Annotated in this window: 20 protein-coding genes, 1 tRNA gene and 1 other RNA gene; 6 read left to right on the forward strand and 16 right to left on the reverse strand. The window is 59.9% G+C overall.

The features are described 5' to 3' along the window. Positions 1–558: a signal peptidase I gene (locus NBH09_RS04500; protein WP_350446085.1), complete on the reverse strand. Its 558-nt coding sequence runs from the start codon at positions 556–558 to the stop codon at positions 1–3. Positions 559–1,368: 810 nt separating this feature from the next. Beyond that, entirely contained in the window at positions 1,369–1,920 is a 552-nt protein-coding gene (gene bilS, locus NBH09_RS04505) for a flavodoxin family protein BilS (RefSeq protein ID WP_250787193.1), read from the reverse strand. Positions 1,921–2,279: 359 nt separating this feature from the next. On the opposite strand from bilS, the gene NBH09_RS04510 reads away from it, so the two are divergent. Then, positions 2,280–3,533, forward strand: a complete 1,254-nt coding sequence (locus NBH09_RS04510) for an ATP-binding protein (RefSeq protein ID WP_250787194.1) — start codon at positions 2,280–2,282, stop codon at positions 3,531–3,533. 28 nt (positions 3,534–3,561) lie between these two features. Here NBH09_RS04510 and NBH09_RS04515 read toward each other — a convergent pair whose 3' ends face one another. From NBH09_RS04515 to tadA, 4 genes are all read right to left on the reverse strand, one after another. Next, complete coding sequence (locus NBH09_RS04515; RefSeq protein ID WP_250787195.1) at positions 3,562–5,421, reverse strand: ABC transporter ATP-binding protein; 1,860 nt, start codon at positions 5,419–5,421, stop codon at positions 3,562–3,564. Beyond that, positions 5,422–7,284: an ABC transporter ATP-binding protein gene (locus NBH09_RS04520; RefSeq protein WP_250787196.1), complete on the reverse strand. Its 1,863-nt coding sequence runs from the start codon at positions 7,282–7,284 to the stop codon at positions 5,422–5,424. 339 nt (positions 7,285–7,623) lie between these two features. Then, positions 7,624–7,719, reverse strand: an RNA gene (gene ffs, locus NBH09_RS04525) — signal recognition particle sRNA small type. A 120-nt stretch (positions 7,720–7,839) separates the two neighbouring features. Further along, a complete protein-coding gene (gene tadA / locus NBH09_RS04530) occupies positions 7,840–9,615 on the reverse strand; it encodes a tRNA adenosine(34) deaminase TadA (RefSeq protein ID WP_250787197.1) in 1,776 nt (591 codons plus the stop codon). Positions 9,616–9,666: 51 nt separating this feature from the next. On the opposite strand from tadA, the gene NBH09_RS04535 reads away from it, so the two are divergent. Beyond that, positions 9,667–9,756: transfer RNA gene (locus NBH09_RS04535), tRNA-Ser, on the forward strand. 2 nt (positions 9,757–9,758) lie between these two features. Here the strand turns inward: NBH09_RS04535 and NBH09_RS04540 are convergent. Further along, positions 9,759–10,343, reverse strand: coding sequence for a TetR/AcrR family transcriptional regulator (locus NBH09_RS04540; RefSeq protein WP_050766158.1), 585 nt, complete (start codon positions 10,341–10,343; stop codon positions 9,759–9,761). A 211-nt stretch (positions 10,344–10,554) separates the two neighbouring features. Between NBH09_RS04540 and NBH09_RS04545 the strand changes: the two genes are divergently transcribed. Next, positions 10,555–11,106 carry a LemA family protein gene (locus NBH09_RS04545; protein ID WP_006235641.1) on the forward strand — a complete coding sequence of 184 codons (552 nt, stop codon included), beginning with the start codon at positions 10,555–10,557 and terminating at the stop codon, positions 11,104–11,106. 559 nt (positions 11,107–11,665) lie between these two features. On the opposite strand, the gene NBH09_RS04550 is transcribed toward NBH09_RS04545, so the two are convergent. Together NBH09_RS04550 and NBH09_RS04555 are read right to left on the reverse strand one after the other, a co-directional pair. Beyond that, positions 11,666–12,718, reverse strand: a complete 1,053-nt coding sequence (locus tag NBH09_RS04550; RefSeq protein ID WP_250787198.1) for a branched-chain amino acid aminotransferase — start codon at positions 12,716–12,718, stop codon at positions 11,666–11,668. A 289-nt stretch (positions 12,719–13,007) separates the two neighbouring features. Continuing rightward, a complete protein-coding gene (locus tag NBH09_RS04555) occupies positions 13,008–13,655 on the reverse strand; it encodes a DedA family protein (protein WP_250787199.1) in 648 nt (215 codons plus the stop codon). A gap of 223 nt (positions 13,656–13,878) precedes the next feature. Between NBH09_RS04555 and cysE the strand changes: the two genes are divergently transcribed. Then, a complete protein-coding gene (cysE, locus tag NBH09_RS04560) occupies positions 13,879–14,583 on the forward strand; it encodes a serine O-acetyltransferase (protein ID WP_250787200.1) in 705 nt (234 codons plus the stop codon). 111 nt (positions 14,584–14,694) lie between these two features. Here the strand turns inward: cysE and NBH09_RS04565 are convergent, their stop codons facing one another. The 4 genes from NBH09_RS04565 to NBH09_RS04580 all read right to left on the reverse strand — a co-directional run bounded on the left by NBH09_RS04565 (position 14,695) and on the right by NBH09_RS04580 (position 19,293). Continuing rightward, complete coding sequence (locus tag NBH09_RS04565; protein WP_250787201.1) at positions 14,695–16,701, reverse strand: ABC transporter ATP-binding protein; 2,007 nt, start codon at positions 16,699–16,701, stop codon at positions 14,695–14,697. A gap of 1 nt (position 16,702) precedes the next feature. Then, positions 16,703–18,427 (reverse strand): ABC transporter ATP-binding protein, encoded by a 1,725-nt coding sequence (locus NBH09_RS04570; RefSeq protein WP_250787221.1) that lies wholly within the window; start codon positions 18,425–18,427, stop codon positions 16,703–16,705. Continuing rightward, positions 18,427–18,855: a MarR family winged helix-turn-helix transcriptional regulator gene (locus NBH09_RS04575; RefSeq protein WP_250787202.1), complete on the reverse strand. Its 429-nt coding sequence runs from the start codon at positions 18,853–18,855 to the stop codon at positions 18,427–18,429. Before NBH09_RS04575 ends, NBH09_RS04570 begins: the two co-directional genes overlap by 1 nt. Before the next feature lie 147 nt (positions 18,856–19,002). Continuing rightward, complete coding sequence (locus NBH09_RS04580; protein ID WP_250787203.1) at positions 19,003–19,293, reverse strand: CDP-alcohol phosphatidyltransferase; 291 nt, start codon at positions 19,291–19,293, stop codon at positions 19,003–19,005. Between the two features lie 294 nt (positions 19,294–19,587). On the opposite strand from NBH09_RS04580, the gene NBH09_RS04585 reads away from it, so the two are divergent. Beyond that, the gene (locus NBH09_RS04585) at positions 19,588–20,115 is read left to right on the forward strand and encodes a nitroreductase family protein (RefSeq protein WP_250787204.1); all 528 of its coding nucleotides are present in this window, start codon (positions 19,588–19,590) and stop codon (positions 20,113–20,115) included. Between the two features lie 55 nt (positions 20,116–20,170). On the opposite strand, the gene NBH09_RS04590 is transcribed toward NBH09_RS04585, so the two are convergent. The 3 genes from NBH09_RS04590 to NBH09_RS04600 all read right to left on the reverse strand — a co-directional run bounded on the left by NBH09_RS04590 (position 20,171) and on the right by NBH09_RS04600 (position 23,348). Continuing rightward, the gene (locus NBH09_RS04590; protein ID WP_250787205.1) at positions 20,171–20,551 is read right to left on the reverse strand and encodes a hypothetical protein; all 381 of its coding nucleotides are present in this window, start codon (positions 20,549–20,551) and stop codon (positions 20,171–20,173) included. Positions 20,552–20,829: 278 nt separating this feature from the next. Further along, positions 20,830–22,047 (reverse strand): helix-turn-helix domain-containing protein, encoded by a 1,218-nt coding sequence (locus tag NBH09_RS04595; protein WP_250787206.1) that lies wholly within the window; start codon positions 22,045–22,047, stop codon positions 20,830–20,832. 266 nt (positions 22,048–22,313) lie between these two features. Further along, positions 22,314–23,348, reverse strand: a complete 1,035-nt coding sequence (locus NBH09_RS04600) for a YeiH family protein (protein WP_250787207.1) — start codon at positions 23,346–23,348, stop codon at positions 22,314–22,316. A 193-nt stretch (positions 23,349–23,541) separates the two neighbouring features. Between NBH09_RS04600 and NBH09_RS04605 the strand changes: the two genes are divergently transcribed. Further along, positions 23,542–24,243: a GntR family transcriptional regulator gene (locus NBH09_RS04605; RefSeq protein WP_250787208.1), complete on the forward strand. Its 702-nt coding sequence runs from the start codon at positions 23,542–23,544 to the stop codon at positions 24,241–24,243. Positions 24,244–24,320: the final 77 nt, after the last annotated feature.

Genomic DNA, 24,320 nt, shown 5'->3' on the forward strand with positions numbered 1-24,320 from the left:
CTATGAACGCCGCTCCCTCGCATGCACGCGGGCATGCTTGCCCGCAGGCTCGTCGGGAACCATCCGATCGAGCACTATCGACGCCGTGATCAGCAGCGCCAGAACGGCCACCACAACAAGCAAACCGGGCATCGTCGTGCAATAAGCGTTGACGAAGCCCAGGTAAGGGACACAAAAAGAAACAGTGCCGATCACGCGCGAAAATGGCGTCTGCTCGGCATCGTGCATGATGCTTCCATCTGCATTTTTGTTTGCAATGCCCTGCGTGCCGATCATCTGCGCGGCAGGGTCGATCTCGTACACCTGGTGCGTCACCACGGCGCCATCCGATCGGTAAAAGGTTGCATTGTCACCCACGGCAATATCCGCTGGCTCAACCTGGCGAACAAACACCATGGAGCCAACGGGAAGCTCGGGTTCCATAGAGCCCGAGAGCACAGCAAAGGGCATGTATCCAAATGCACGAGGAACAAAAGAAACAACGGCAAGGGCTATGACAAGCGCGAACGCCAAGCTACTCAAAAGTGCAATAAATCGTTTGAGTCTACGCGCCGTCAAAGTGATAATTCATCCCCCTTGAGGCCTTATTCGACCCATCCAAAGGTCAGCAAGTTTCAACAGGAACCGCAAGGCGCTTGAAAAGTGAGTCCGAAATAAGCCAATTTGGAATCTCTTCTTATTAAGAAAACATAGTGATGTCCTACAGTTTTATCAATATCTCATCGCCTAATGCTACTAATTTTGGCGTAAGCGGTCATTTATCCCCAAAATGACCTGCTTTATCCAATACCTGTGATCGACCCGCTACTCAATTCCTCAATAGGAGGTCCGATATTTTGCGCAACCAAAAGAATCGTACCCCCCCCCACATTAAAATTAACTGCCGGATGTACCATTTGTTTTTAACCCCCCTATCTGAGTTTCATGGCTGCCCCAACTAGTTCGCAGCCCATAACCCGCTGGAAACCGTGTCCTAGAATTCGCTTGCGAGGTGGGATGTGGTTTCCGCTTGCGGCCCCGTTGGGAAGCCACATCCCACCTCGGCCGCAAATTCCGGGTCACGCTTTCCGCCAGACCCCTCAACCGGAAACTACATCCCATTTCTCGACCGAATACTGGGATGCATTTTCCGCAGAGCCCCTCAACCGGAAACTGCATCCCATTCCAAAGACAAATTCCGGGACGCAGCTTCCGCAACTCCACCCATCCGGAAATCCCATCCCACTCCGCACACATCCGGGCATAGAGCAATCAGCTTATTAGGCCTTCCATCAATAAAGGGGCGCCCTCGTGTCACGAAAAAAGCCTCGAGAACTTCGAGGCTTTCACATTTGTATTGTTTTGCACGAAGGACCACGAACGGCGAAGCTACTCTCCCAGCACGGCCTTCTTGGCGGCTGCAGCCATGTTATCCAGGTCTTCCTTGGTGGGATGGTCCTTCGCGGCAACCCAGTTGTCGAGCAGCATCTTAAATCGGGCGTTGTCGGGATCTTGCTCGAGCATGGCCTCGTAGCGCTGCTTGACCGCAGGGCCCATCTTGCCCTGGCACATCGCCCAGCCCGCAAGCTCGGCATCATTGGCCAAATTGGAGGTCACGCGATCGATAATCTGCTGGTAATAGCTCTGATCGGCGCCAAAGCCGCAGGTGCCAAACAGGAACACGCGCTTGCCGTGCAAGGCGGAGAGCAACGCCGCGACCGAAGGCGCGCACGCGCCCTTGTCGCACCAAAAACCGACGAGCACCATGTCGGCCGCGCAGGCGCCCTGCGCCTCGAGCGCAACCTGATCTGCATCCGCATCGTCGCTCAACGCCGCGGCATGGACAAACTCAACGCCCGCAGCCTGCAGAGCGCGCTTAATCGCGCCCGAAACCATCCTGGTATTACCGCTCTTGCTGTTAACCACCAAAGAGCACGTCATAGTCACGTTGCCTCGTTTCCCCCAAAACTAAAGCCACTAATGCAATTTATTAGATGAATATCTTAGTACTAACGTGACAGATGTAAACCACCGTCTGTCGATTGGCGACGCAGACGACATCTTTGGACAGATTTCGAACAGTATGTACTTCGGATTGAAACCGCCACAGAACGTTTCACGAATGGCCGAAAAACTGTTTCACAAAACGCCGTCAAATTGTTTCATATAATATCGTAAATTTGTTTCACGAAATACCGTCAAATTGTGTCATGGTTTTTCGTCAAAATGTTTTACGCGCTGGTAAGATGCTATAAAACGAGATGTTTCTTTGAATGGCGGGAAGTAGGATGACTAGGTATATGAGTAGATGTATCGATCGCTCAATCGAACGCGATCTTGGCATTTTTGGTGCCGTGCTCATTCAGGGACCGAAGTGGTGCGGAAAGACGACTACGGCCCAGCGATTCGCTGAATCATCGCTGTCTCTCTCCGACCCTGCCGGAGACTTTGCCGCACTGCAGCTTGCCAGGATCGATCCAGCTCAAGCAATAGTCGGCGCAACGCCGAGACTCATCGATGAGTGGCAGGAAGAGCCAAAACTGTGGGACGCGATACGTTTCGAATGCGATCGTCGGACCGGTGAGCCAGGGCAGTTTTTGCTTACGGGGTCAGCAACACCAAACGACGCCGACCAACCGATGCACAGCGGCATCGGGCGCATATCACGCTTGCGCATGGAAACAATGACTCTGGCCGAACTCGGGGTTTCCTCAGGGGCGGTCTCGCTCGAATCGCTGCTTAACGGATGCCCCATCAAAGCGGCACTTGGATCCATCAACGGCATCGCCGATATTGCCGATTTGCTATGTCGTGGTGGTTGGCCTCAGGCGGTTGGCAAGACGACTGCCGATGCAATGCGTATATCCGCTGCCTACATCGACGGTGTCTGCGAATCGGATGTTTCGAGGGTTGACGGCGTGAAGCGTGACCCGGAGAAAGTCAGAGCTCTTCTGTCTTCGCTTGCGCGCAACGAATCCACTCTTGCCGGCGAAAAGTCTCTTGAGAAAGACCTCGGCGGTGATGTATCGAGAAGTACGCTGCGGCGCTATACGGATGCCTTGCGCAGAATACACATCATCGATGATATCCCGGCCTGGCATCCGGCGCTCAGGTCTCCGGTAAAGCTGCGGCAAAGTGCGAAAAGGCACCTCGCCGACCCTTCGCTTGCCGTCGCACTGCTCGGAGCAAATCCGGAGTCATTGGCATCCGACCCGAAGACGCTGGGACTGCTCTTCGAATCCCTCGTCCTGCACGACCTTAAGGTCTATGCAGCCGCAAATGACTCATCGGTGTCCCACTACCATGACGCCGACGATCTCGAGGTCGATGCCGTTATACATAGGCGCGATGGAACTTGGATTGCCGTGGAAGTAAAACTCGGAAGTCCGCAGATCCCCGAGGCATCTGCAAACCTGCTTCGGCTCGAGCGCAAACTTGTCGAGCGTGGCGAGAGACCACCCGCGGCCAAGCTCATCGTCATCGGGTTCGGCATGCCGGCCCATACAACGCCCGAGGGCATTATCGTTGCCCCCGTTGACACACTCGCGCCCTAGCGCTGCGTTACATGCCCCACGGGCTTGCTCACTGGGCGAATTGGCTGCGGTAGAGTTCGGCGTAGAAGCCACCTGCCGCTAGCAGCTCGTCGTGCGTGCCGCGCTCGATAATCTCGCCGTCGCGCATCACCAGAATGCAGTCGGCGTTGCGGATGGTGCTCAGGCGGTGCGCCACGACAAAGCTCGTACGACCGGCCATGAGCTCGTCGAATGCCGCCTGCACCTGCAGCTCGGTACGCGTATCGATGCTCGACGTCGCCTCGTCCAGCAGCAGAATCGCCGGATCGGTGAGCATGACGCGCGCGATGCACAGCAGCTGTTTTTGACCCTGGCTAAACGTGCCGCCGTCCTCGCCGATTACCGTATCGTAGCCGCCTGGCAGCTGCACGATAAACTTGTGCGCGTGCGCGCGCTTGGCGGCCTCGATAACCTGCTCGCGCGCGGCTCCTGGGCAACCGTAAGCGATGTTGTCCGCCACCGTGCCCTCGAACAGCCATGTGTCCTGCAGCACCATGCCAAAGGCGCGGCGCAGGCTTGCGCGCGTGTAGTCACGCGAGGAACGGCCATCGACCGCAATGCGACCGGCGTCGATATCGTAGAACCGCAGCAGCAAATTGATGAGCGTTGTCTTGCCACAGCCCGTAGGACCGACCAGGGCAAAGCGCATGCCGGGTTTAGCCTCGATGCAGACATCCTGCAGCAGCTTGCGGTCGGGCACATAGCTAAAGTCCACATGTTCAAAGGTCACCTCACCCTGCGGGGCGGCAAGTTCCACGGCATCTAGCGCATCGGGCTCCTGCTCGCGCGCATCGAGCAGTGCAAACATGCGGCGCGCCGAGGCGTACGCAGTCTGGATCTGCGTGATGACGTTCGTGACCTCGTTGAACGGCTTAGTGTACTGGTTGGCGTAGGACAGGAAGATCTGCACGCCGCCCACCGTGAGCGCCGCAGGCACGCCCGTGATCACGCCCGCGCAGCCGATCACAGCGACCACGGCATAGATGATGTTATTGATAAAGCGCGTGCCGGGGTTGGAGAGCGAGCCCATAAACTGCGCGCGCTCACCTGCCGCATAGAGCTCGGCGTTGAGCGCGTCGAAGCGCGCTTGGGCGTTCGGGCCGTAGGCAAACGCATCCACCAGCTTTTGCTCGCCCACATACTCCTCGATATGGCCGCCAAGCTGACCCTGAATGCGCTGCTGCGCCGTAAAGCTCTTGTTGGAGAGCTTGGCGATGGCGCCGGCTGCAAAAATGGAAAGCGGCGTGACGAGTACCACCACGAGCGTCATGGTCAGATTGATGGAAAGCATAAACGCAAGCGTACCCACAATGGTGATGGCGCCGGTGAAAAGTTGGGTAAAGCCCTGCAGCAGACCGTCGCCGACCTGGTCGACGTCGTTGACCACGCGGCTCATAAGGTCGCCGTGGGCATGGCTGTCGACAAAGCTGAGCGGCATGCGGCTGAGCTTGTCGCTCGCCTCCACGCGCATGTCGCGCACCGTTTCGTAGGACAGGCGGTTGACGCAGTAGCCCTGCAGCCACTGGAAGGCAGCGGCCCCCACCACGACGAGCGCGAGTTTGGTGACGAGCGGCAGCAGCGCGTCGAAGTCCACTCGACCCGCCGAGACGATGAGGTCGATGCCCTCACCGATAAGAATAGGCGTGTAGAGCTGCAGGATAACGGAGATGGCGGCACTCACAAACGAAGCCGCAAACGAGACGCGGTGCGGGTGAACATAGCCCAGCAGGCGGCGGGTCACCGCACCCACGGGATAGCGCTCGGGATCACCGGGTTGGCGCGGACCGTCGCCCAGGTCGTTAAGGTTATCGTTGCCGGACACGTTGGCCGTCATCGTGGCGACCGAACCGGAGGAAGTATACGGATTCATCTAGCAGCCCTCCTTTGTGCAGACGGATGCGGGGGCAGTCGAGGCGGGCGCGGCGCCTGGGGCGGGGGCGGGCGACGCGCTCCCCTGCTGACCCTCGAGCTCCTCACGGCGAAGCTGCGACTGACAGATTTCGCGGTAGAGCTGGCAGGTCGTGTACAGCTCATCGTGCGTGCCCAGGCCCGCAACCGAGCCGTGGTCGAGTACGCAGATCATATCGGCGTCGCGCACGGTCGAGACGCGCTGGCTCACAATCACCGTCGTGAGCGGCAGCCCGCCCGCGGCGGCACCGCGCATGCTGCGCTCGCGAATGGCACGGCGAAGCGCCGCATCAGTCTTAAAGTCGAGCGCCGAGGCGGAATCGTCCATGATCAATATCTGAGGCGAACCCACCAGGGCGCGCGCGATAGTCAGGCGCTGGCGCTGACCGCCGCTGAAGTTCTTGCCGCCCGCCTCGACCGGGGCGTCGAGCCCCTGGGGCTTGTTGTGCACGAACTCGCTTGCCTGCGCCATATCGAGCGCCGCCCAGAGCTCGTCGTCGGTCGCGGCTTCATCGCGCCAGTTCAGGTTGCTGCGAATAGTGCCGCTCACCAGCGACGCGCGCTGCGGGACGGTCGCGACCACGTGGCGCAGCTGATCGAGCGGCCAGGTGCGCACGTCGGCGCCCATTACGCTCACGCTGCCGGTGCCCGCATCGTACAGGCGCGGGATAAGCGAAACGAGCGTGGACTTGCCACTGCCCGTGCCGCCGATAATGCCGAGCGTCTTGCCCAGCGGGAGTTCCAGGGTCACATCGTTGACGGCGTTGGCAGCGCCGGCGCCAAAAGAGAAGCTCGCATGGCTCAAGCTCAGCGCGGAGGTCGGAGCGACATTGCCCGGCTCGGGCAGCGCGACCGGCTGGTTGCCCTCGTCGGTGATGCTCGGCACGCAATTGAGCACCTCGTTGATACGTGACGCACTGGCGCTCGCCTTGGTAAAGACCACGACCAGGTTGGCCACGTACACGATGGAGGTGAGGGTCTGCGTCATATAGTTCACAAACGCCATGACCTGGCCCTGCGTGAGCTCGCCCACGTTGACCTGGATGCCGCCCACCCACAGGATGGCACACACGCCCAGGTTCATCACAAGAAACGTGACGGGGTTGAGAATCGACGAGAGCTTGCCCACCGCGATGGCAGTATTGGCCTGGTCATCGGCGGCTTGAGCAAAGCGCTCGCGCTCGTGATCTTCACGCACAAACGCACGGACCACGCGAGCGCCCGAAAGGCCTTCGCGGCAAATGAGTGCAATGCGGTCGAGCTTTGCCTGCAGCTGCTTGTAGTACGGAATGCAGCGTGCCATGACAAACCAGAACACCAGGCCGATGGCGGGCGTGCAAATCAAAAAGATGATGCCGAGCTTAAGGTCGATGGCAAGGGCTGCGACCATAGAGCCCACCGCCAGGAAGGGCCAGCGGATGAGCATGCGCACGCCCAGCGCCACGGCGAGCTGAACCTGGTTGATGTCGTTGGTAATGCGCGTGATGAGCGACGGCGTGCCGAAGCGGTCGAGTTCGGCATAGCTCAGCTTGTTGATGTGCTGGTAGAGCGCGCCGCGGATATCAGTACCCATGCCCTGCGAGGTCAGCGCCGCCATCTTTTGGCAGACGAGCGTAAACGAGATACCGATCACAGCCATGGCGCCAAGTACCATGCCATAGTGGACGACGGCACTCACGTCGTGCGCACCGATACCTTTATCGATCATCTGGGCAATCACCAGCGGCGTCAGCAGGTCAAAGATCACTTCGATCAGCTTGCACGCTGGGCCGATCACCATATACCGGCGAAACTTGCCACCAAAACGCCTGAGCAGCTCAATCATGTATAGGCGCTCCCTATCATCATCTCTCTTCAATCTGATTCATGATAGTACGGAGAGCCCTGGAGATGCGTAAGCAACTCGTTACAGATGTAAGGGCGACGTTCGCTAGCGCCCAAGGCATGTAGCAGCCGATGTTTTGGCAACGCCAGCGAGCGGCATAACGCCAGGGATTCAATTATCAGATAAATGTGACCCTTCAGGCGGTTTTGGTCGGCTACCCGCGAGTGCCGGCAGGGCGCTTGGTAGTCGCGCGATCCCGCAGGCGAAGCCGAGGACCAGCGAGACACCAAGCGCCCTGCCGGCACTCGCGGGTAGCCGCGGCACCAAAAAGCGCCTGCGCACTCGATGGATTCGGATGCCCGACAGAGGCTCCTTATGGCTGCTTCCTTCCGGACCTGACCAGATTCGGAACATGTCGTCATCCGAACCCATCGAACGCGCTAGGCGCTCGGTATATCTTACCCGCTCTCGCTCGCCACGGCAAGATAGCTAGTTTGGGACAGGGCTTTTTTGACTACTTTTTGGCTATCCAAGCTAAACCGAACGATCATTTTACTAGAGTCGGCCGAGGTCGTAGGATCGGGCGGCGGATTCACCGGCGCAGATGAGGTTGGTTATGGCTTCCTGGGAATCGAGCGCCAGCTCAAGGCCCATGGGTCTGCGACAGACTGGCAAAACCAGGTCGATGCCCTGCCCATACACCGCATCCAGGTTGTCAGCACGACCGCCCACGACAGCGGCTACCGACTTGCCATATCGCTTGGCGCGACGCGCCACGCCCACCGGTGCCTTACCGGCGGCGGATTGCTCGTCCATATTGCCCTCGCCTGTAATGACCAGGTCGACATCACGCACGCGCTCATCAAACCCCACGAGATCGAGCACCGTCTCAACGCCCGAACGCAACTCCGCCCCGAGCGCCAGCAGCGCGGCACCCAGGCCGCCAGCAGCACCGGCACCGGGCACGCCGAGCACCGAGCCAAATGTCCGTGCACCCTCGGGCACGCGCAACAACCCCTGAGCCCGCGCCCCGGTAATCGCTGCATCGAGCAGGCGGCCGTAGCCGACCATCCAGCTGTCGTACCTGCTCAGCACCTCGGCATCACCCGTCGGCAGACCCTTCTGCCCGCCAAACACCGCCAGTGCGCCTCGACGCCCCACGAGCGGATTCTCGACATCGGAAAGCACGATGATACGCGCGCCATTCAGCGCCCGAAGCGCCGGTGCCAAATCGATACTCGTCACGTGTTCAAGGCCCGCGAGACCGGGGGCGATATTGCAGCCACACTCATCGACAAGGTGGGCGCCCAGCGCCCGCAGCATGCCGGCGCCACCGTCGTTGGTGGCACTGCCGCCCAGACCAATATAGATAGTCTTTGCACCCGCGCGAAGCGCACGAAGCATCAGTTCGCCCACGCCATAGGTTGTGGCCGCCAACGCCGCCGACTCCGTGCAAGGTGAATACCCAATACCCGCCGCCTCGGCCATCTCGATGACCGCGGACTCGTGCTCGCCGTCCACCAGCATCCGGGCAGACACGCGGTCGCCCAAGGGACCTGCAACCTCGCAGGTTGAAAGCTCGCCACCGCGTGCGGCGATGGCGTCGAGCGTTCCCTCGCCACCATCTGCCAGCGGCAAAGCGCCCAGCTCGGCATCGGGCCACACACGGCGCACGCCTTCGGCAACGGCCTCCTCCGCCTGCGCACTCGACACGCTGCCCTTGAAGGAGTCGATCGCCAGCAGCACACGGCGGGGCCGCCGCTGCACGGGGCCAAAGTCGACCGTCTCGTCGGTGAGATCTCCAACACCCGCGAGCGCCTCGGCGTGAGACGCATGCGCCTCAAGGTTCAAACCGCAACCGACGCCGTCGACACCGCGCAGGCCAGCAAAATAGCTGCTCAGCACTTCACGGCACTCGCCTGCCAGCACGCCGGCGGTCACATTAAACCGATGGTTCAGGCGCGAATCGACATTGAGGTCGTACAGCGAACCCAGCGCGCCCGCCTTGGCATCGGTCGCGCCATACGCGCAACGCCCCACGCGCGCGTTAACCATAAGCCCCGCGCACATACAGCAGGGCTCGAGCGTCACGTAGACCGTGCAATCGGAAAGGCGCCAGCGTCCAAGCGTCTGAGCGGCGGCACACAGGGCCAAAAATTCGGCATGCGCCGAAGGATCCTGGTCGAGCTCGCGGCGATTATGCGCCCTCGCGACAATCTCGCCCGCGCGCACTACCACGGCACCAATCGGTACCTCGCCCACCGCAGCGGCGGCGCGCGCCTCCGCCAGCGCCTCGCGCATGAACTTCTCGTCGATTTCGGTGATCGTCATCGTTCGCCTTCCCTGTTGCAAATTCAAAACGATGCTATCATTACGACTCACGGAGAGATGGCAGAGCGGTTGAATGCGGCGGTCTTGAAAACCGTTGAGCGCGAGAGCGTTCCGGGGGTTCGAATCCCCCTCTCTCCGCCACCTTAGTGATTCACCGGCGTCATGGTGCGCTCAAACAGCGCATCGACCACGTCGGCTATCTCGGGTCGACGCTCAAGATCGTGACCCGACTCCCACCAATTTGTGAACAGTCGAATAATGCCACCGGCGATAAACTCCGATGTCGTCTCGAGCGAAACGGGCGCCAGGGCATCTTCGGCAAGCGAGCTCATCACACGCTCGCGGATGGAACGCGCAATGCGGTCGCAAATCATGCCGGTCAGCATGCCCGACATGCTGCTGGCCAAAAGGTTATCCATGAGCTGCTCATGCGCCAGAATCATATTCATGGCATCGTCAAAGACCTCATGGCGAAGCGCCCGTACGTCATCAAGCGGCTCCGCGTCCGCTGCATCGGTCCGGTTTTGCGGCAAGCCCGTCATAAGCTCATCGATATAGAAGGCAAAGTAATCGTTTTTATCGCGAAAATGCTTATAGAACGTCGTGCGGCGAATCAGGGCCCGGTCGCAAAGCATGGCAACCGTCAAATCCTCAAACCGATGCTCTTCCAAGAGCTCGGTAAAAGCATCGAACAGGGCACGATAGGTTTTCTTGATGCGAAGGTCCATCCATATCGCCATCCTCAAGGTGTAGACAGCATTCCTTAATTTGTCGCATATCTTACACCTGTACCACCCGTTCCATATTGGCGGCCCCTCCTTGGCGGAAACATAACGCTTACCGGAAAGTTCGGTATCGCCAAAGGTTGCGGGTATACTAGTAGCGTTACACCAACGGCAGCCGGCGCAAAACGCCGCTGCCATTCGAAACGGAGACATCATGCTTCCCGTCATCATCGGTATCGTTGTTGTCGTTGTGATCGCCAGCGCCATCGCCGGCATCTACAACAACATGGTCACCAAGCGCAATCGCATCGATAATGCCTGGCAGAACATCGACACGCAGCTGCAGCGCCGCAACGACCTGATCCCTAACCTGGTCGAGACCGTCAAGGGCTACGCCAAGCACGAGCAGGACACGCTCGCCGCCGTAGTCAACGCGCGCAACGCCGCCGTGAGCGCCACCACCCCCGAGGCCAAGATGGAAGCGGACAACGTGCTGACCGGTGCGCTGCGCCAGCTCTTTGCCGTCGCCGAGGCCTACCCCGACCTTAAGGCAAATACCAACTTTACGCAGCTCCAGTCCACGCTCGAGGACACCGAGAACAAGGTGAGCTACGCGCGCCAGAGCTACAACGATTGCGTGCTCAGCTACAACAACGCCATCCAGACGTTCCCGGCTGTTATCTTTGCCGGCATCTTCCAGTTTAAGGAGCGCCAGGGCTTCGAGGCCGCCGAGGCCGCCCGCCAGGCACCAACCGTCAAGTTCTAGTGAGCCGTTGACGCATCCACAACCGTTTTTGCATAAACCGCCCCGTCGAATGCATACTTCGACGGGGCGGTTTCCTTTGTCGCGAAGGTCCCCCTCAAGGCGCCGTGCATTTTTGTGAGTATTCAGCATGCCCGACAGCTTCGAGCGCCACGATAAATGCCAAAGACCGCGAATATTCCTGCAAATCAAACGCTATCAGCCCATAGCCCCGCCCATCATTCGTAGAAAACATCGATAAATCCCGATTTTTCGCCCGAGGTCGGTATGCAAGGGCCTTCGATTGCAGAATACTCGCAAAAATGCACGTCGCCACCACCCCCCACATGGCTCGAAGCAAAACAAAAGCGCGGCCAAAAGGCCGCGTACCATCTTTAATTCAGATCTATATTGCCCGTAACGGCAGTACCGAGGTAACGCAGTCCCGAGGGCAACCTACCTTTCCGGCGCACTCCGCAGGACGAAAGAACCTCCGCCGCACGAAGTGCGCAGCGGAGGTTCTTTCATGTCCGAGGACGCGCCGGAAAGGTAGGTTGCCCTCGGGCCGGACATACAAGGCAGCTTATGCGACGGTGTAAACCCAGTTGTGCTTATCCTCGACAGCACCGGACTGAATACCAGTCAGGGTCTCGCGAAGCTTCTTCATCACGGGGCCGATCTCGGTGCAGCCAGCCGGGAAGGTCACGGTCTCATCGGCACCGTAGACCTTGTTGTCGATCTCGCCCACCGGGGAGATGACGGCAGCGGTGCCGCACAGGCCGCATTCCACAAAGGTGCCGGCCTTGACCTCGGCCCACTCGACGGGACGCTGGTCGACGGTCATGCCCAAATCCTCGGCAACCTGAACGAGCGAGCGACGGGTGATGGAGGGCAGGATGGAGTCGGTGTGCGACTGAGGAACGACGAGGGTGCCGTTCTCCTTCACGAACAGAACGTTCGCGCCACCGGTCTCCTCGACATAGGTGCGGGACTCGGAGTCGAGATACAGGTTCTCGGCATAACCCTCGCGATGGGCCTCCATCGTGGGCTTGAGGGACATGGCGTAGTTCAGGCCGGCCTTGATATTGCCGGTGCCGTGCGGTGCGGCGCGGTCGTACTCGGAAACGCGCAGCTTGACGGGCTTGAGGCCGCCCTTAAAGTACGGACCGACCGGGGTCACGAGAATGCGGAACGTGTACTCAGGAGCGGGAGCCACGCCGATCACGTCACCGGAGCCGATCATAAACGGACGCACGTACAGGGTCGCACCAGAACCGAAGGGCGGAACCCAAGCGGCGTTGGCAGAAACGACCTGCTTGACGGCCTCAACAAACTTATCCTTGGGGAACGGGGGCATCTCGAGGCGCTGGGCAGAGTTATACATGCGCTCGGCGTTCATGTCGGGACGGAAGCAGACGATGCTGCCGTCCTCGGCGGTGTAGGCCTTCAGGCCCTCAAAGACCTCCTGGCAATAATGGAAGATGCCGCCGCACTCGGAGACATGCAAGGTGTGGTCGGTGGTCAGGCCGCCCTCGTCCCACTCGCCGTCCTTCCAATGAGCCTCGTAGCTGTAATCGGTCTTCATGTAGCCAAAGCCGAGGCTACCCCAATCGATATCCTTCTTCTCGACAGTCATATGTCGCTCCTTACATACACAGTTGCATACTCGCGAACTCGCACGCAAGGACCGAGGCCGACCGCGTCGCAACGTCGCACGCCCGGAGCGTAGAGCCGGACGGGACACGCGAACGGCATCAAAGCCAATGGCACGTCGATTCGCATGCACGAGATTGTACTCCGCACGCGCGTCGGATAAAACGTTTTTCTTTAACTAACTAAAGTATTTTCATTTGACCGAAACTAAAGAGGCCCGCCACCGTAAACGGTGACGGGCCTCAACGACACGATTTGTGCGCCGGCTCGAGCTATGCGTTCTTTTTGCCCAGCTTAGCCTTAACCAAGCCGACCACGGTCGGGATGATCGACACGGCGACAATGCCGATAATCAGCAGCTCAAAGTGCTCCTGCACAAAGGGAATGCCGCCAAAGAAGTAGCCCAGCAGCGTAAAGACCGTCGACCAGGTAATGCCGCCCAGCACGTTAAAGACAACGAAGTTGCGCCAATGCATGCCGCCCATGCCGGCGATAAAAGGCACAAAGGTGCGGATGAACGGGAAGAAGCGGCCGAGGAAGATGGCCAGATGGCCCCACTTATCCAGGAAATCCTCGGACTTTTTGATGCGCTCGGGCGTCATGGCCTTTACCTTGCCCGAGGCGATGATCTTGCGGCCAAAGAAGTGGCCGATCATAAAGTTGCACTGATCGCCCAGGATGGCTGCGGCCCATGCGGTGGCCAGAAGCGCCACGATGTTAAAGCCGCCGTTGTGGGCAAAGAAGCCCGAGGCAAACAGCAGCGAGTCGCCGGGAAGGAACGGGAAGAACACCACGCCTGTCTCAATGAAGATGATCAGGAACACGCAGCCGTAGGCCATAAGCGGGCCGGCGGCGATCCAGCTGGCGATCGCAGCGCGCGGATCCTTAAGCAGCTCGGCAATGAAATTGATGAAACCCATGAAGTAAAACCTCTCAGTTGTGGGCGCGGATACGTCCAAGTTGACCAGTATACGGTTGCGGCGCGAGCACGGGCCAAACCCCTCAAAAGTCTTACTTCATTACCAGCAAGTTTGCATAACTGACACCTGTCGCGCAAAGCCGCCAAGATTGTTCTTCCTAATCCCTAGCGAATCGCTATACTTTATTGAATCGCATTGCCATGGCGCTAAGGGAGGGCGGCCGGTGAGCTTTATCAATACCATTCGCGAGGACATCAAGACCGTCCAGGCGCAGGACCCCGCCGCACAAAGCGGTCTGGTCATCTTCCTTTCCTATCCTGGCCTGCACGCCAAGTGGAACCACGTGCCCGAGCACTGGCTCTGGGAGCACGGTCATCGCTCGCTCGCCCGTGTGCTCTCGCAAATCACCCGCCACATCACCGGCGTCGAGATTCATCCCGCCGCACAAATCGGCAAGCATTTCTTTATCGACCACGCCATGGGCGTCGTCATCGGCGAAACCACCGTCGTGGGCGACAACTGCGTGCTCTACCAGGGCGTTACGCTCGGCGGCACCGGCAACGAGACCGGCAAGCGCCACCCCACCCTGGGCAACAACGTCACCGTGGGCACGGGCGCCAAGGTGCTCGGCAACATTCGCATCGGCAACAACGTCAAGATCGGCGGCAACTCGGTCGTCGTCAAGGACGTGCCCGACAACTGCACCGTCGTGGGTGTGCCTGGGCGCATCATCAAGCGCAACGGCTGCCGCGTGTTCGAGGAGAGCTTCGACGCCAAGCAGCATCGCGAGTACATGCCCGACGATGCCGCCGAGCAGAGCGCCCTCAACCGTCAGGGCATCACCGAAAACGCCCGTCGCGTCAAGGAACTCGAGCAAGAGGTGGCCGAGCTCAAAGCCCTCGTCGCCAAGCTCGTGGACGAGCGCTAAGGCCGCGGGCAGCCGCCACAGCATGAACGCCAACACAAAAGGCGCGCTGGGGAATCCGCCCCCGGCGCGCCTTCTTTTCGATGTGGCATGCGGGACTGCCCCTTTGTCACCTTATGCGAACTGGCTTAGGTAGAGGTCGGCGTAAGCGCCCTCGGCAGCCAGCAGCTCCTTGTGCGTACCCTGCTCGATGATATTGCCGTGGTCCATGACCAGGATGAGGTCGGCATCGACGATCGTCGACAGACGGTGCGCGATCACAAAGCTCGTGCGCCCGCGCATGAGCGCGTCCATAGCACGGCCGATGGCGAGCTCGGTGCGCGTGTCCACACTCGACGTCGCCTCGTCCAGGATGAGGATCGCCGGGTTGTTGAGCAGCACACGCGCGATGGTCAGCAGCTGACGTTGGCCCTGGCTGATGCTCTCGGCATCGTTAGCCACACGCGTGTCGTAACCCTGCGGCATAGTGCGCACAAAGAAGTCGACCTGAGCGGCACGTGCGGCCGCGACAATCTCCTCGCGCGTCGCCTCGGGACAGCCATAGGCGATGTTCTCGGCAATGGTGCCATCGAACAGCCAGGCGTCCTGCAACACCATGCCAAACTGCTGGCGCAGCTCGCCGCGGTCCATGCGGCTCGTGTCCACACCGTCGAGGGTAATGCGGCCACCGTCGATCTCGTAGAAGCGCATGAGCAGATTGATGAGCGTGGTCTTACCCGCACCCGTGGTTCCCACCACCGCGATCTTTTGGCCCGGCTCGGCGGTAAACGACACGTCGCGCATGAGCGGCTTGTCGGGCGCATAGCCAAAACGCACGTGTTCAAAGGCAATACGGCCCTCCACCTTGCCCGGCAGCTTGGCGGCGGCCGCCGGCAACGGATCGGCTTCCATCTCGGGCTCATCGAGCAGGTCGAACACGCGCTCCGCACTCGCCAGCGCGCTCTGCAGCGAGTTGAAAGTGAATGACAGCTGCGTCATGGGCTCGGATGCCTCGTAGATAAACTGGAAGAACGCCTGGAACACGCCGACGGTCATGTGGCCAGCAACCAGCATGCTGCAGCCCACCAGCGCAATCACGATCTGCGCCAGGCGGCCGATAAAGCGCACCGCGGGGCCGACGGCGTTAATCATGAAGTCGGCCTTGGTGCTCACGCGCGCCAGCTCCTTCGAAGCCTCGTGCACCTCGGCAGAACTCTGGCGCTCACGGTTGAACGCACGAATCACCAGACGGCCCGAGTAGCCTTCCTCGACCGCGCTCGTAATCTTGGACACCCACTCCTGGCGCTCGCCCGTCACATCGTGCGTGCGGCGCGAAACGACCTTCGTCACCAGCAGCGAAAGCGCCGTAAAGAACAAAAAGACAAGCGTGAGCGGCACGCTAAACACGAACATCACGCTCACGGCGCCCACCACGGTACCGATCGACACCAGAAGCTGCAGCAAGCCGCGCTGCATGCTCTCAGACATCTTGTCTAAGTCGTTGGTCGCACGGCTAACGACCTCGCCGGGACGATGCGCATCAAAGAAGGCAAGCGGCAGACGGTTGAGCTTTTGAGCGATGCGGTTACGCAGGTGCAGGTTGAGGCGTTCGGCCACGCTCGACATCAAAAAGCTCTGGAGCGCGTAGAACGAGGCAGCGGCCGTCCAGATCATAAAGTAGATGAAGATGGTCCTGCCGCAGTTCTCCCAGGTGATGTTGAAGGTGGTGTCGTTGGCAAACGCCACCTGAATGTGGCCCCACAGCTCATCGATCACGCGGGCGCTATATGCCGGCGCAGCGGTGTTAAAGATGGCATAGAACACGATGCTCGCGAACACGATATAGAAGCGCCAATGGTCACCGGCAGCCTCGCTCCACAGGCGGCGCACCGTCGCCCAGGTGTCGCGGGGTTTCTCGTCCTCGTCCTCGTCGTCCACATCGCGCATGCGCTCTGCCTCAGCGCGGGCGCGCTCGTCCTCGGCGCGTTCGTTTTCCTCGTAGAGCGCTTGGCGGCGAGCCTCGCGCTCGGCTGCAGCCTTGGCGGCCTCGTCCAGCTCGGGTGCTACGGCAGCCGTTTCCTCAACCAGTCCCGCGGCAACGGCGTCATCAACGCTGGCCTGCTTCCTGAGCTCCTCGGTCATGCTACTCACCTCCCTTCATCTGCGATTCCGCGATGGCGCGGTACACCTCGCAGGTTTCCATAAGCTCGCCATGCGTGCCCAAGCCCACAACCTCGCCGTCCTTGAGCACGACGATCTGGTCGGCGTGCAAGATCGTCGAGATGCGCTGGGCGATGATGAGCACCGCGGCATCGCGCGTCTCGTCCTGCAGCGCATGGCGCAGTGCCGCATCGGTCTTAAAGTCCAGGGCCGAAAAACTGTCATCGAAGATATACAGATCGGCATGCTTCATGAGCGCACGGGCGATTGCCAAACGCTGGCGCTGACCGCCCGAAAAGTTCGTGCCGCCCTGGGATACCGGCGTATCGAGCCCCTGCGGCTGATCGAGCACAAAGGTGCTCTGGGCAACCTGGAGCGCATGAAGCATGTCGGCCTCAGTTGCGTCTTCATTGCCAAAGCGCAGATTGCTTGCCACGGTGCCCGAGAACAGCCATGCCTTTTGCGGCACATAGGCAATGCGCCCGCGTATCTCGCCTTGCGAAAGCTCGCGCAGGTCGACGCCGTCTAGGCGAATGGCGCCCTTGGTGGCATCGTGGAAGCGCAGCAGGAGCTTGGCCACCGTCGATTTGCCCGAGCCCGTCGAGCCGACGATCGCGGTCGTCTGACCGCGGCGACAGGTAAAGCTCAGATTGCACAGCGTGTCCTCGTCGGCGTCGTCAAAACGAAACGACATATGATCGAACACGGCGACCGCGTCGGCTCCGTCTGCGGACTCAGGCGCCCCGTCGCCCAGCGTAGCCTTGCCGTCCACGATGCTCGGCTCGATTTCGAGCACCTGCTGCGCACGGTTGAGGCACGCCGCGGCGCGCGGAAGCGTCAGAATCACCATCTGCGCCATCATCACAAAGAAAAGAATCAGGATCGCGTATTCCAACACGGCCGAAATGCTGCCGATTTGCATGGCGTGGACGCCCACGCGGTTGCCGCCCACCCACAGCACCGCCACCTCGGCGATGTTCATCAAAAAGAAGCTGGAGCTGTCGAGGCCCACAAACAGGTGGTTGACCTTGATGGCGTTGGCCGCGTAATCGCTAAACACCTCGTCCAGGCGCTGCTCCTCGTGGCGCTCCTTGTTAAATGCGCGGATGACGCGCACGCCCACGATGTTCTCGCGCAGCACCACGTTCATGCGGTCGATAAAGCTCTGCAGGCGCATAAAAATCGGCGCGGCGTTAGCCACCGTAAAGACCGCCGCCACCAGCACGATCGCAACCACCACGCCCAGCAGCGTGCCCATGGCGGGATCGATGAACCAAGCAAAAATGATGCCTGCCACGGCCAAGAATGGCACCGGCAACACCAGCTGAATCGTCTGAAGGACAGCTTGCTGAATCACGTTGATGTCGTTGAGCGAGCGTGTGATCATCGAACCCGTGCCAAAGCGCTCAAAGTCGCTGGCGGACAGCTCGAGCGACTTGTCGTACACGGCATTGCGGATATCGCAGGCCACGTTGGCGGCCAGGCGCGCCGAAAGATAGCAGCCCAGCACCGTGCCGCCGCTGGCCATGCCGGTCGCGATAAGCATGTACAGGCCGTTACGTAAAATATAGTCGACATCGCCCGTGGTAATACCGGTGTTGACCATGTTCGCCAGCATCGTGGGAACCAACAGCGTACCGACGTTATCTATCAGCACCGCAAACAGCGTCACCGCAATCAGACCGCGGTACGGCCTCATAAACCTCATTAAGAGTCGCATGTGTCCCCCTCGCCCTTATCGTCAGCCTCGTTCTCGGCGGCCACTTGCCGTTTAAATGCCTCGCACTCTTCGTTCAGAACATGGGAGAATTTACCGACCAGGCGCATGATCTCGCGCTGTTCCCACGGCTCGAGCGCTTCGAATGCCTGTTGCTCGGCTTTTTGCGCCGGTAACGCGTAGCGCTTGGCAAACCGCACGCCTTCTTCGGTCAATCGCACAACCTTGTTCTTACGACTGCCCTCGGCAAACTCCAACGTCGCAAGCCCTCGCGCCCTAAGCGTCTTGATCGCCGAATTGATGGTCTGTTTGCTGTAGAACCATTCACTCGTCAGCCGACTCACGGCAACGCTTCCGCCCGCTGCACTCGTGTCGACGAGCATCCGGTCGAAATCGACCAGGCTAACTGCACTATTCATCTCTCCCACCATTCGATAGTCCGAGTTTTGACTATCGTCAATACGCTCGTTGTTTATGGTCGGCTCTACATAAGCATATCGACAAAAAAGACCGCCGGCGCGGGGGCGGCGCCGGCGGTCACGCGAGAATAGCGATGTATTTGCCCGTTAGGCAGCGACGGCCTCGTAGACCGTTGCGCCCGCAAAGCTGTCGTGCAGGCTCTTGCCGCAGATCCAAGGTAGCTCGACGACCTCGCAGACCGTGTTGACCAGCTCGGAGCAATCAGTAAAGTGGCCCTTATCGTTGAGGGTCTCGCAATCCTGAACACGCCAATAGCCATCGGTGTGCGTGATGTAGTACTCGTGATCGTTGATCGACACGAAAGCGCGCGTCTTGGAACGCAGCAGCTTCAGAAATCCTTCGAAGTCAGTCTCGACGACATCTCCAGCCTGGAACATGATAGTTACCTCCTGGCCCAGCGCCACCACAGCGCATTGATTAACGTTGGTACCCCTTTAGTAAAACCTTTATCAATTGATATGCGCCCCTGTTTTAGGCAAGTGGTAAAAAACCGCAGGGTAGACGGGATAAAACGTTTAACCATCTCATCAGTTTCTCACATTCTTGCCGCAGTTTTATGCAAGCCGACTTTTCCGATTGGTGGCTATTGCTGTTTGGGCCCTCTGCGCGATTACGGCTACGGCACGACGGGTAAGAACGGAGCATCTGCAACGTCATCGCTAGGAGAACCCATGGAGACCATCGAAGCGCTCATCCGCCGCCGCAGCTGCCGCAAATACAGCGACCGCCCTGTCGAGACCGAAAAGCTCGCACGCATTATCGAAGCCGGCCAGTATGCACCGAGCGGCATGGGGCGCCAGCCGGTGACGTTTGTCGCCGTTACCGATCCGGCGACCGTCGAGCGCCTCTCGCAGCTCAACGCCCAAGTTATGGGCAGAGAGGGAGATCCCTTCTACGGCGCCAAGACCGTTGTGGTGGTGCTGGTCGACCGCAGCGTGCCCACGCACCTGGAAGACGGCTCGCTCGCCATGGGCAACCTGCTCAACGCAGCCTATGCGCTGGGCGTTGATTCATGCTGGATTCATCGCGCCCACGAGGTTTTCGATTCGCCCGAGGGCCTGGAGCTGCTGGCCAGCTGGGGTCTGTCCGCCGACGGAAGCCTGCGCGGTGTTGGCAACTGCATCCTGGGCTATGCCGAGGGCACGCTTCCCGAGGCCAAGCCCCGCCGCGAAAACGTGGTGTATGTTCCGCCGTTCTAACGAACGGCGGACCCGCTGAAAGGCCCCGTCCCATATTTGCTGCCCCACTCGCAACTTATCTTGCCGATGGAGTTGTTGCCGTTTCGCTCGTCTGACTCGCATCGGCGTCGTCGCTTTGCCCGCCTTCGTCCTTTTGAGCATCGGCAATGGTGGCAGCAGCTGCGACCATACCGCGCTGGGGCGCCACACCCGTCTGGTCTTGTGCGCCTTCAACAAGCTCCGTGCCAGCATGCGCAAGTTCAGGCGATTTGAAAATCGCGCCCAGACTCGCGCCGTCGCCGGCATATCCGAGCGCCGCGAGCGCGATGACGATTATCGCGGCAACGACCACGATCGGCACGTAACGATGCCAGCCTGCAGGATTGAGGCCGCTACGGCGGGCAGCACCGCGGCTGATGTAGCCAAGCGTTCCATCGTGCTTGAGCTTTGAGCCCACCACGCGCCTTCGTCCCCACAACGAGGACTCGGCCTGCATGGCCAAGCGAGCGCTTGCCGAAGGATAGCCATATTTTGTGCGCTTGAACGAGCCGTCGAACCCCGAGGCGCTTTTGCCCCACGTCCGCGAAGTCGTACGCCGGCCGACCGGCGCCGCACTTCGCTTTGTTCGGTTCGTTTTTGAAGTCTCCGCCATACTCCCCCGCACGCCGTAACACAATCGAAACAATGCTTCTTTGGACTGTATCACACGCGCCGCACGCGGTCACGGCGCCTCGCTCAGCGGTCGTTGTCCTTCAGCAGGCGCCATAAAGTCGTGCGGCTTATACCGAGCACCTCTGCCGCACGTGTCCTGTTGCCGTGAAGGTGCTGCAGGACCAACCGTGCGACATCGCGCTCGGTATCGGCCAGGGGACGCAAGATGTACAAATCGCTTTCGAGCGCCGGGGCGCCAAAGGTCGCGGTCTTGATAACGTCCTCCTGGGCAAGCACCTCTTTCGCCACGGCACGCTCCACCGTACCCGCCCCCACTAATATATAGAGTCGTTCAGAGACTTCACGCAGCTGCAGGTAATTGCGGGGCCAACGGTACGCATCGAGCGTCTCTGCCGCGGCGGCGGACAACATGGGGGCACCCGTCTTAAACATATCTGCCAGATACCCCAGATAGCGCGCAACCTTTTCCGACGCGCCGCCCTGCTCGGCAATCGCCGGCGCCACACTCACTGCACAGGCCAGACGCTCGGTTACAAAAGCAGCCTGATCGCTTTCGCCGCCGCCCGGCATATCGTTTGCCGTCAACACCACATGGCAACGAGTTGCGAGCACCGTGTCGATCATTGCGGACACGAGCTCGCGCAGACGTTGGGGGCCAACAGCATGCCAGCCGCCCATGCAAAGTGTCAGCCCCGTTTGGAATAGCGGCGATTCGGAACTTTTGAGCAGATGGCGCCAGCCGCGATCCGTAAGCTCATCGAGCGCAACGGACACAAAGGGCTGATCGGCATAGGGTCCATCCAGGTACAGGCGTTTTGCAATCTGATCCTGCCCCGCGCCCAGCTCGCCCTCGAGCATAAGGGGCACCCCACGCGCATAGCTCCCACGTACGGGGGCAGCGACCGCCGCCGCATCTTCGACGATGCCGTACGTGCTCGACGCGTAGCGAGCCTCGACTTCGTCGGCATTGAGCCACTCGATGCCCGCATGCGTCGCAGCGGCGCGCACCTCATGCGCCACGACCACCCAAAGCGCTCCGCGCTCCTTGGCCGTCGGGCGCACCGTCAAGCTCAACCGCACGCCCTCGTGGCCCATCACCAGGCGCGCCCCATCGCCCACGCGAGCGAGACGCTCGGAAACAAAAGCGGCGATATCCTGCTCGAGTGCCGCGTCACTCATAGTCGAGATCACAACGCCACCGCGCTCGTCGACTGCCAGCGCCGATACTCCGGCTGCGGACAATGCCTCAATCAGAATCTGCAGCTTGGCATCGCTATCCATGATTTGCCCCTGTCCGCGGCGACGTGCAACCGCCGACGGTCGCACGACCGAATGTTTCAAAATTGAACGATATTACTCACCAAACACTATAGGGCAAAAGTCGCCGTCCTGCGAGTATATGAATTGCCCCGCATCGCCATCCTGGCGGGGCGATAAGAGCTCTTCGGGACCTATCAACCTGCGGACAAGCCATACCCGCAAGAGCTCCTATCGCTCCACCGCAGGTATGCGCTCGCCAGCACGCAACACGCAAATCAGCTACTTCTCTACCAGATTCCCAGCACGTGCTGCATTCCCAAACTCATGCATGCAATGCCAATCCAGCAGCAAAAGCCCAACGCGATGGGTTTGCCGCCCTTTTTGACCAGCTCGACGATATCGGTATTAAAGCCAATAGCCGCCATGGCCATCACGATAAAGAACTTCGACAGCTCCTTGATGGGCGCCGTAATGGACGCAGGAAGCTGAAGCACCGTGGTGATCACGCTCGCCAGCACAAAGAACAACACAAACATGGGAAACGCACGTTTAAGCGAGAACGTGCTTTTGGCGTCGCCGCCGGCCTTGCGCGCCAGATGCATCTGCCAGCATGCGAGAGCCAATGTAATGGGAATAATGGCCAGCGTCCTGGTGAGCTTAACCACTGTGGCGCTTTCGAGCACATTGGCGCCGGGATGCATGCTATCCCAGGCGCTCGCCGCAGCCGTTACCGACGAGGTGTCGTTGATGGCGGTGCCGGCAAACAGGCCAAAGCCCTCGTTGGTCAGCCCGAGCATGCCGCCGAGCGTCGGAAACACGAGCGCCGCGATAACGTTAAACAGGAAGATGACCGAAATGGCTTGGGCAATCTCGCGATCGTCGGCATCGATGACGGGCGCGGTCGCAGCGATGGCCGAACCGCCGCAAATCGACGAGCCCACACCCACAAGCGTCGCAATCTTGCCCGGCACGTTCATAACGCGGCAGAGCACGACGGCGATGACAAGCGAGGTCGAGATCGTCGCCACGATAATCGGCAGCGACTGGGCGCCCTTGGACAGAATCTGGGAGAGGTTCATGCCAAAGCCAAGCAGGATAACCGCGTACTGCAAGACTTTTTTAGACGTATAGGTGACACCGGCGGCGAGCTGTTCGCGACGATTCTTGGGAAAGACGAGCGCCAGGACCATGCCAAAGAGAATGGCAAATACCGGACCGCCGACCACCTCAATTTGTTTGCCGAGCAACGTCGCGGGAATGGCGATGATCAGGCAGAACAAGACGCCTTTCCAGCGCTCGCGTACGATATTCGCCAGTTGCATATGAGATTCCTTCTTTCTATTTCACGTTTGCGACGGCTTATGATACGGCAATGTTGAGCACAGCCCTGCGCAAATACAGACTAAGATGCCGCAATAGTTCTCGGGCAACAGCCGAATTACCCACCGCGGAGAGCTGGTTCGCGGCATAATTAACAACTGACATATGAGTTTGATAGAACAGTTGCGAGGCGCTATGGAAGAATCGATGCACGTCGGCGAGCAGGAAACGAGCCTACAGGACCAGTCCTACCACACCATTCGACGCAAAATCGTCTACCTGGACTACAAGCCGGGCGAAAAGCTGGGCGTCAAGCAACTTTGCGACGACCTGGATATGGGGCGCACTCCTGTGCGCGAAGCACTGGTGCGCCTGGCGCAAGAGGGCCTGGTGCGCACCGTGCCCCAAAGCGGTACCTATGTCTCGCCCATCAACCTCACCCTTGCCGAGAGTGCCTGCTACATTCGTGAGCACTTGGAAAAGCAGGTGATTGTGGAGTGCTGCGCCCGTGCCACCTCGGCAGGTATCGAGCAACTCGACCGGGCCATCGCGCTGCAGGAAAAGGCCATGACCGAAGAGGATCGCATCGGATTCTTTTTAAGCGACAACCTCATGCACCGTATGATCTTTAGCATCGCATGTCGCAGCACCGTGTGGTCGTGGCTCGAAGAGACCAATGCCGACCTGGAGCGCTTCCGCTGGTTGCGCGCCGCCACGCAGGTTCTCGACAATCAGGACATCGTGAACGAGCACAAGCAAATCCGCCGCGCCATCGCCGGTCGCGATCCTATCGAGGCGAGCTTTTTGGTCAGCAAGCACCTGCATATGATGTTTCGCAACCAGACCGAGGTCCTGGACCAGTTCCCCGAGTACTTCGAGACCAGCAAGCTCCGCTAACCTGCCAAATAGGGACAGGTTTATTTTGGCAGGTTTTATCTGGGCAAATGCAACAAAGCCCGGCTCCGCCTGATGTG

The sequence above is a fragment of the Collinsella sp. BG-O-102 genome (assembly GCF_023656745.1).
Taxonomy (GTDB): Bacteria; Actinomycetota; Coriobacteriia; order Coriobacteriales; family Coriobacteriaceae; genus Collinsella.

Bases quoted from the DNA above. Each gene is read 5' to 3' on its own strand.
- bilS (WP_250787193.1), bottom strand. From the start codon at position 1,920: ATGACGTGCTCTTTGGTGGTTAACAGCAAGAGCGGTAATACCAGGATG.
- NBH09_RS04510 (WP_250787194.1), top strand. From the start codon at position 2,280: ATGAGTAGATGTATCGATCGCTCAATCGAACGCGATCTTGGCATTTTT.
- NBH09_RS04515 (WP_250787195.1), bottom strand. From the start codon at position 5,421: ATGAATCCGTATACTTCCTCCGGTTCGGTCGCCACGATGACGGCCAAC.
- NBH09_RS04520 (WP_250787196.1), bottom strand. From the start codon at position 7,284: ATGATTGAGCTGCTCAGGCGTTTTGGTGGCAAGTTTCGCCGGTATATG.
- tadA (WP_250787197.1), bottom strand. From the start codon at position 9,615: ATGACGATCACCGAAATCGACGAGAAGTTCATGCGCGAGGCGCTGGCG.
- NBH09_RS04540 (WP_050766158.1), bottom strand. From the start codon at position 10,343: ATGGACCTTCGCATCAAGAAAACCTATCGTGCCCTGTTCGATGCTTTT.
- NBH09_RS04545 (WP_006235641.1), top strand. From the start codon at position 10,555: ATGCTTCCCGTCATCATCGGTATCGTTGTTGTCGTTGTGATCGCCAGC.
- NBH09_RS04550 (WP_250787198.1), bottom strand. From the start codon at position 12,718: ATGACTGTCGAGAAGAAGGATATCGATTGGGGTAGCCTCGGCTTTGGC.
- NBH09_RS04555 (WP_250787199.1), bottom strand. From the start codon at position 13,655: ATGGGTTTCATCAATTTCATTGCCGAGCTGCTTAAGGATCCGCGCGCT.
- NBH09_RS04565 (WP_250787201.1), bottom strand. From the start codon at position 16,701: ATGACCGAGGAGCTCAGGAAGCAGGCCAGCGTTGATGACGCCGTTGCC.
- NBH09_RS04570 (WP_250787221.1), bottom strand. From the start codon at position 18,427: ATGAGGTTTATGAGGCCGTACCGCGGTCTGATTGCGGTGACGCTGTTT.
- NBH09_RS04575 (WP_250787202.1), bottom strand. From the start codon at position 18,855: ATGAATAGTGCAGTTAGCCTGGTCGATTTCGACCGGATGCTCGTCGAC.
- NBH09_RS04580 (WP_250787203.1), bottom strand. From the start codon at position 19,293: ATGTTCCAGGCTGGAGATGTCGTCGAGACTGACTTCGAAGGATTTCTG.
- NBH09_RS04585 (WP_250787204.1), top strand. From the start codon at position 19,588: ATGGAGACCATCGAAGCGCTCATCCGCCGCCGCAGCTGCCGCAAATAC.
- NBH09_RS04595 (WP_250787206.1), bottom strand. From the start codon at position 22,047: ATGGATAGCGATGCCAAGCTGCAGATTCTGATTGAGGCATTGTCCGCA.
- NBH09_RS04600 (WP_250787207.1), bottom strand. From the start codon at position 23,348: ATGCAACTGGCGAATATCGTACGCGAGCGCTGGAAAGGCGTCTTGTTC.
- NBH09_RS04605 (WP_250787208.1), top strand. From the start codon at position 23,542: ATGGAAGAATCGATGCACGTCGGCGAGCAGGAAACGAGCCTACAGGAC.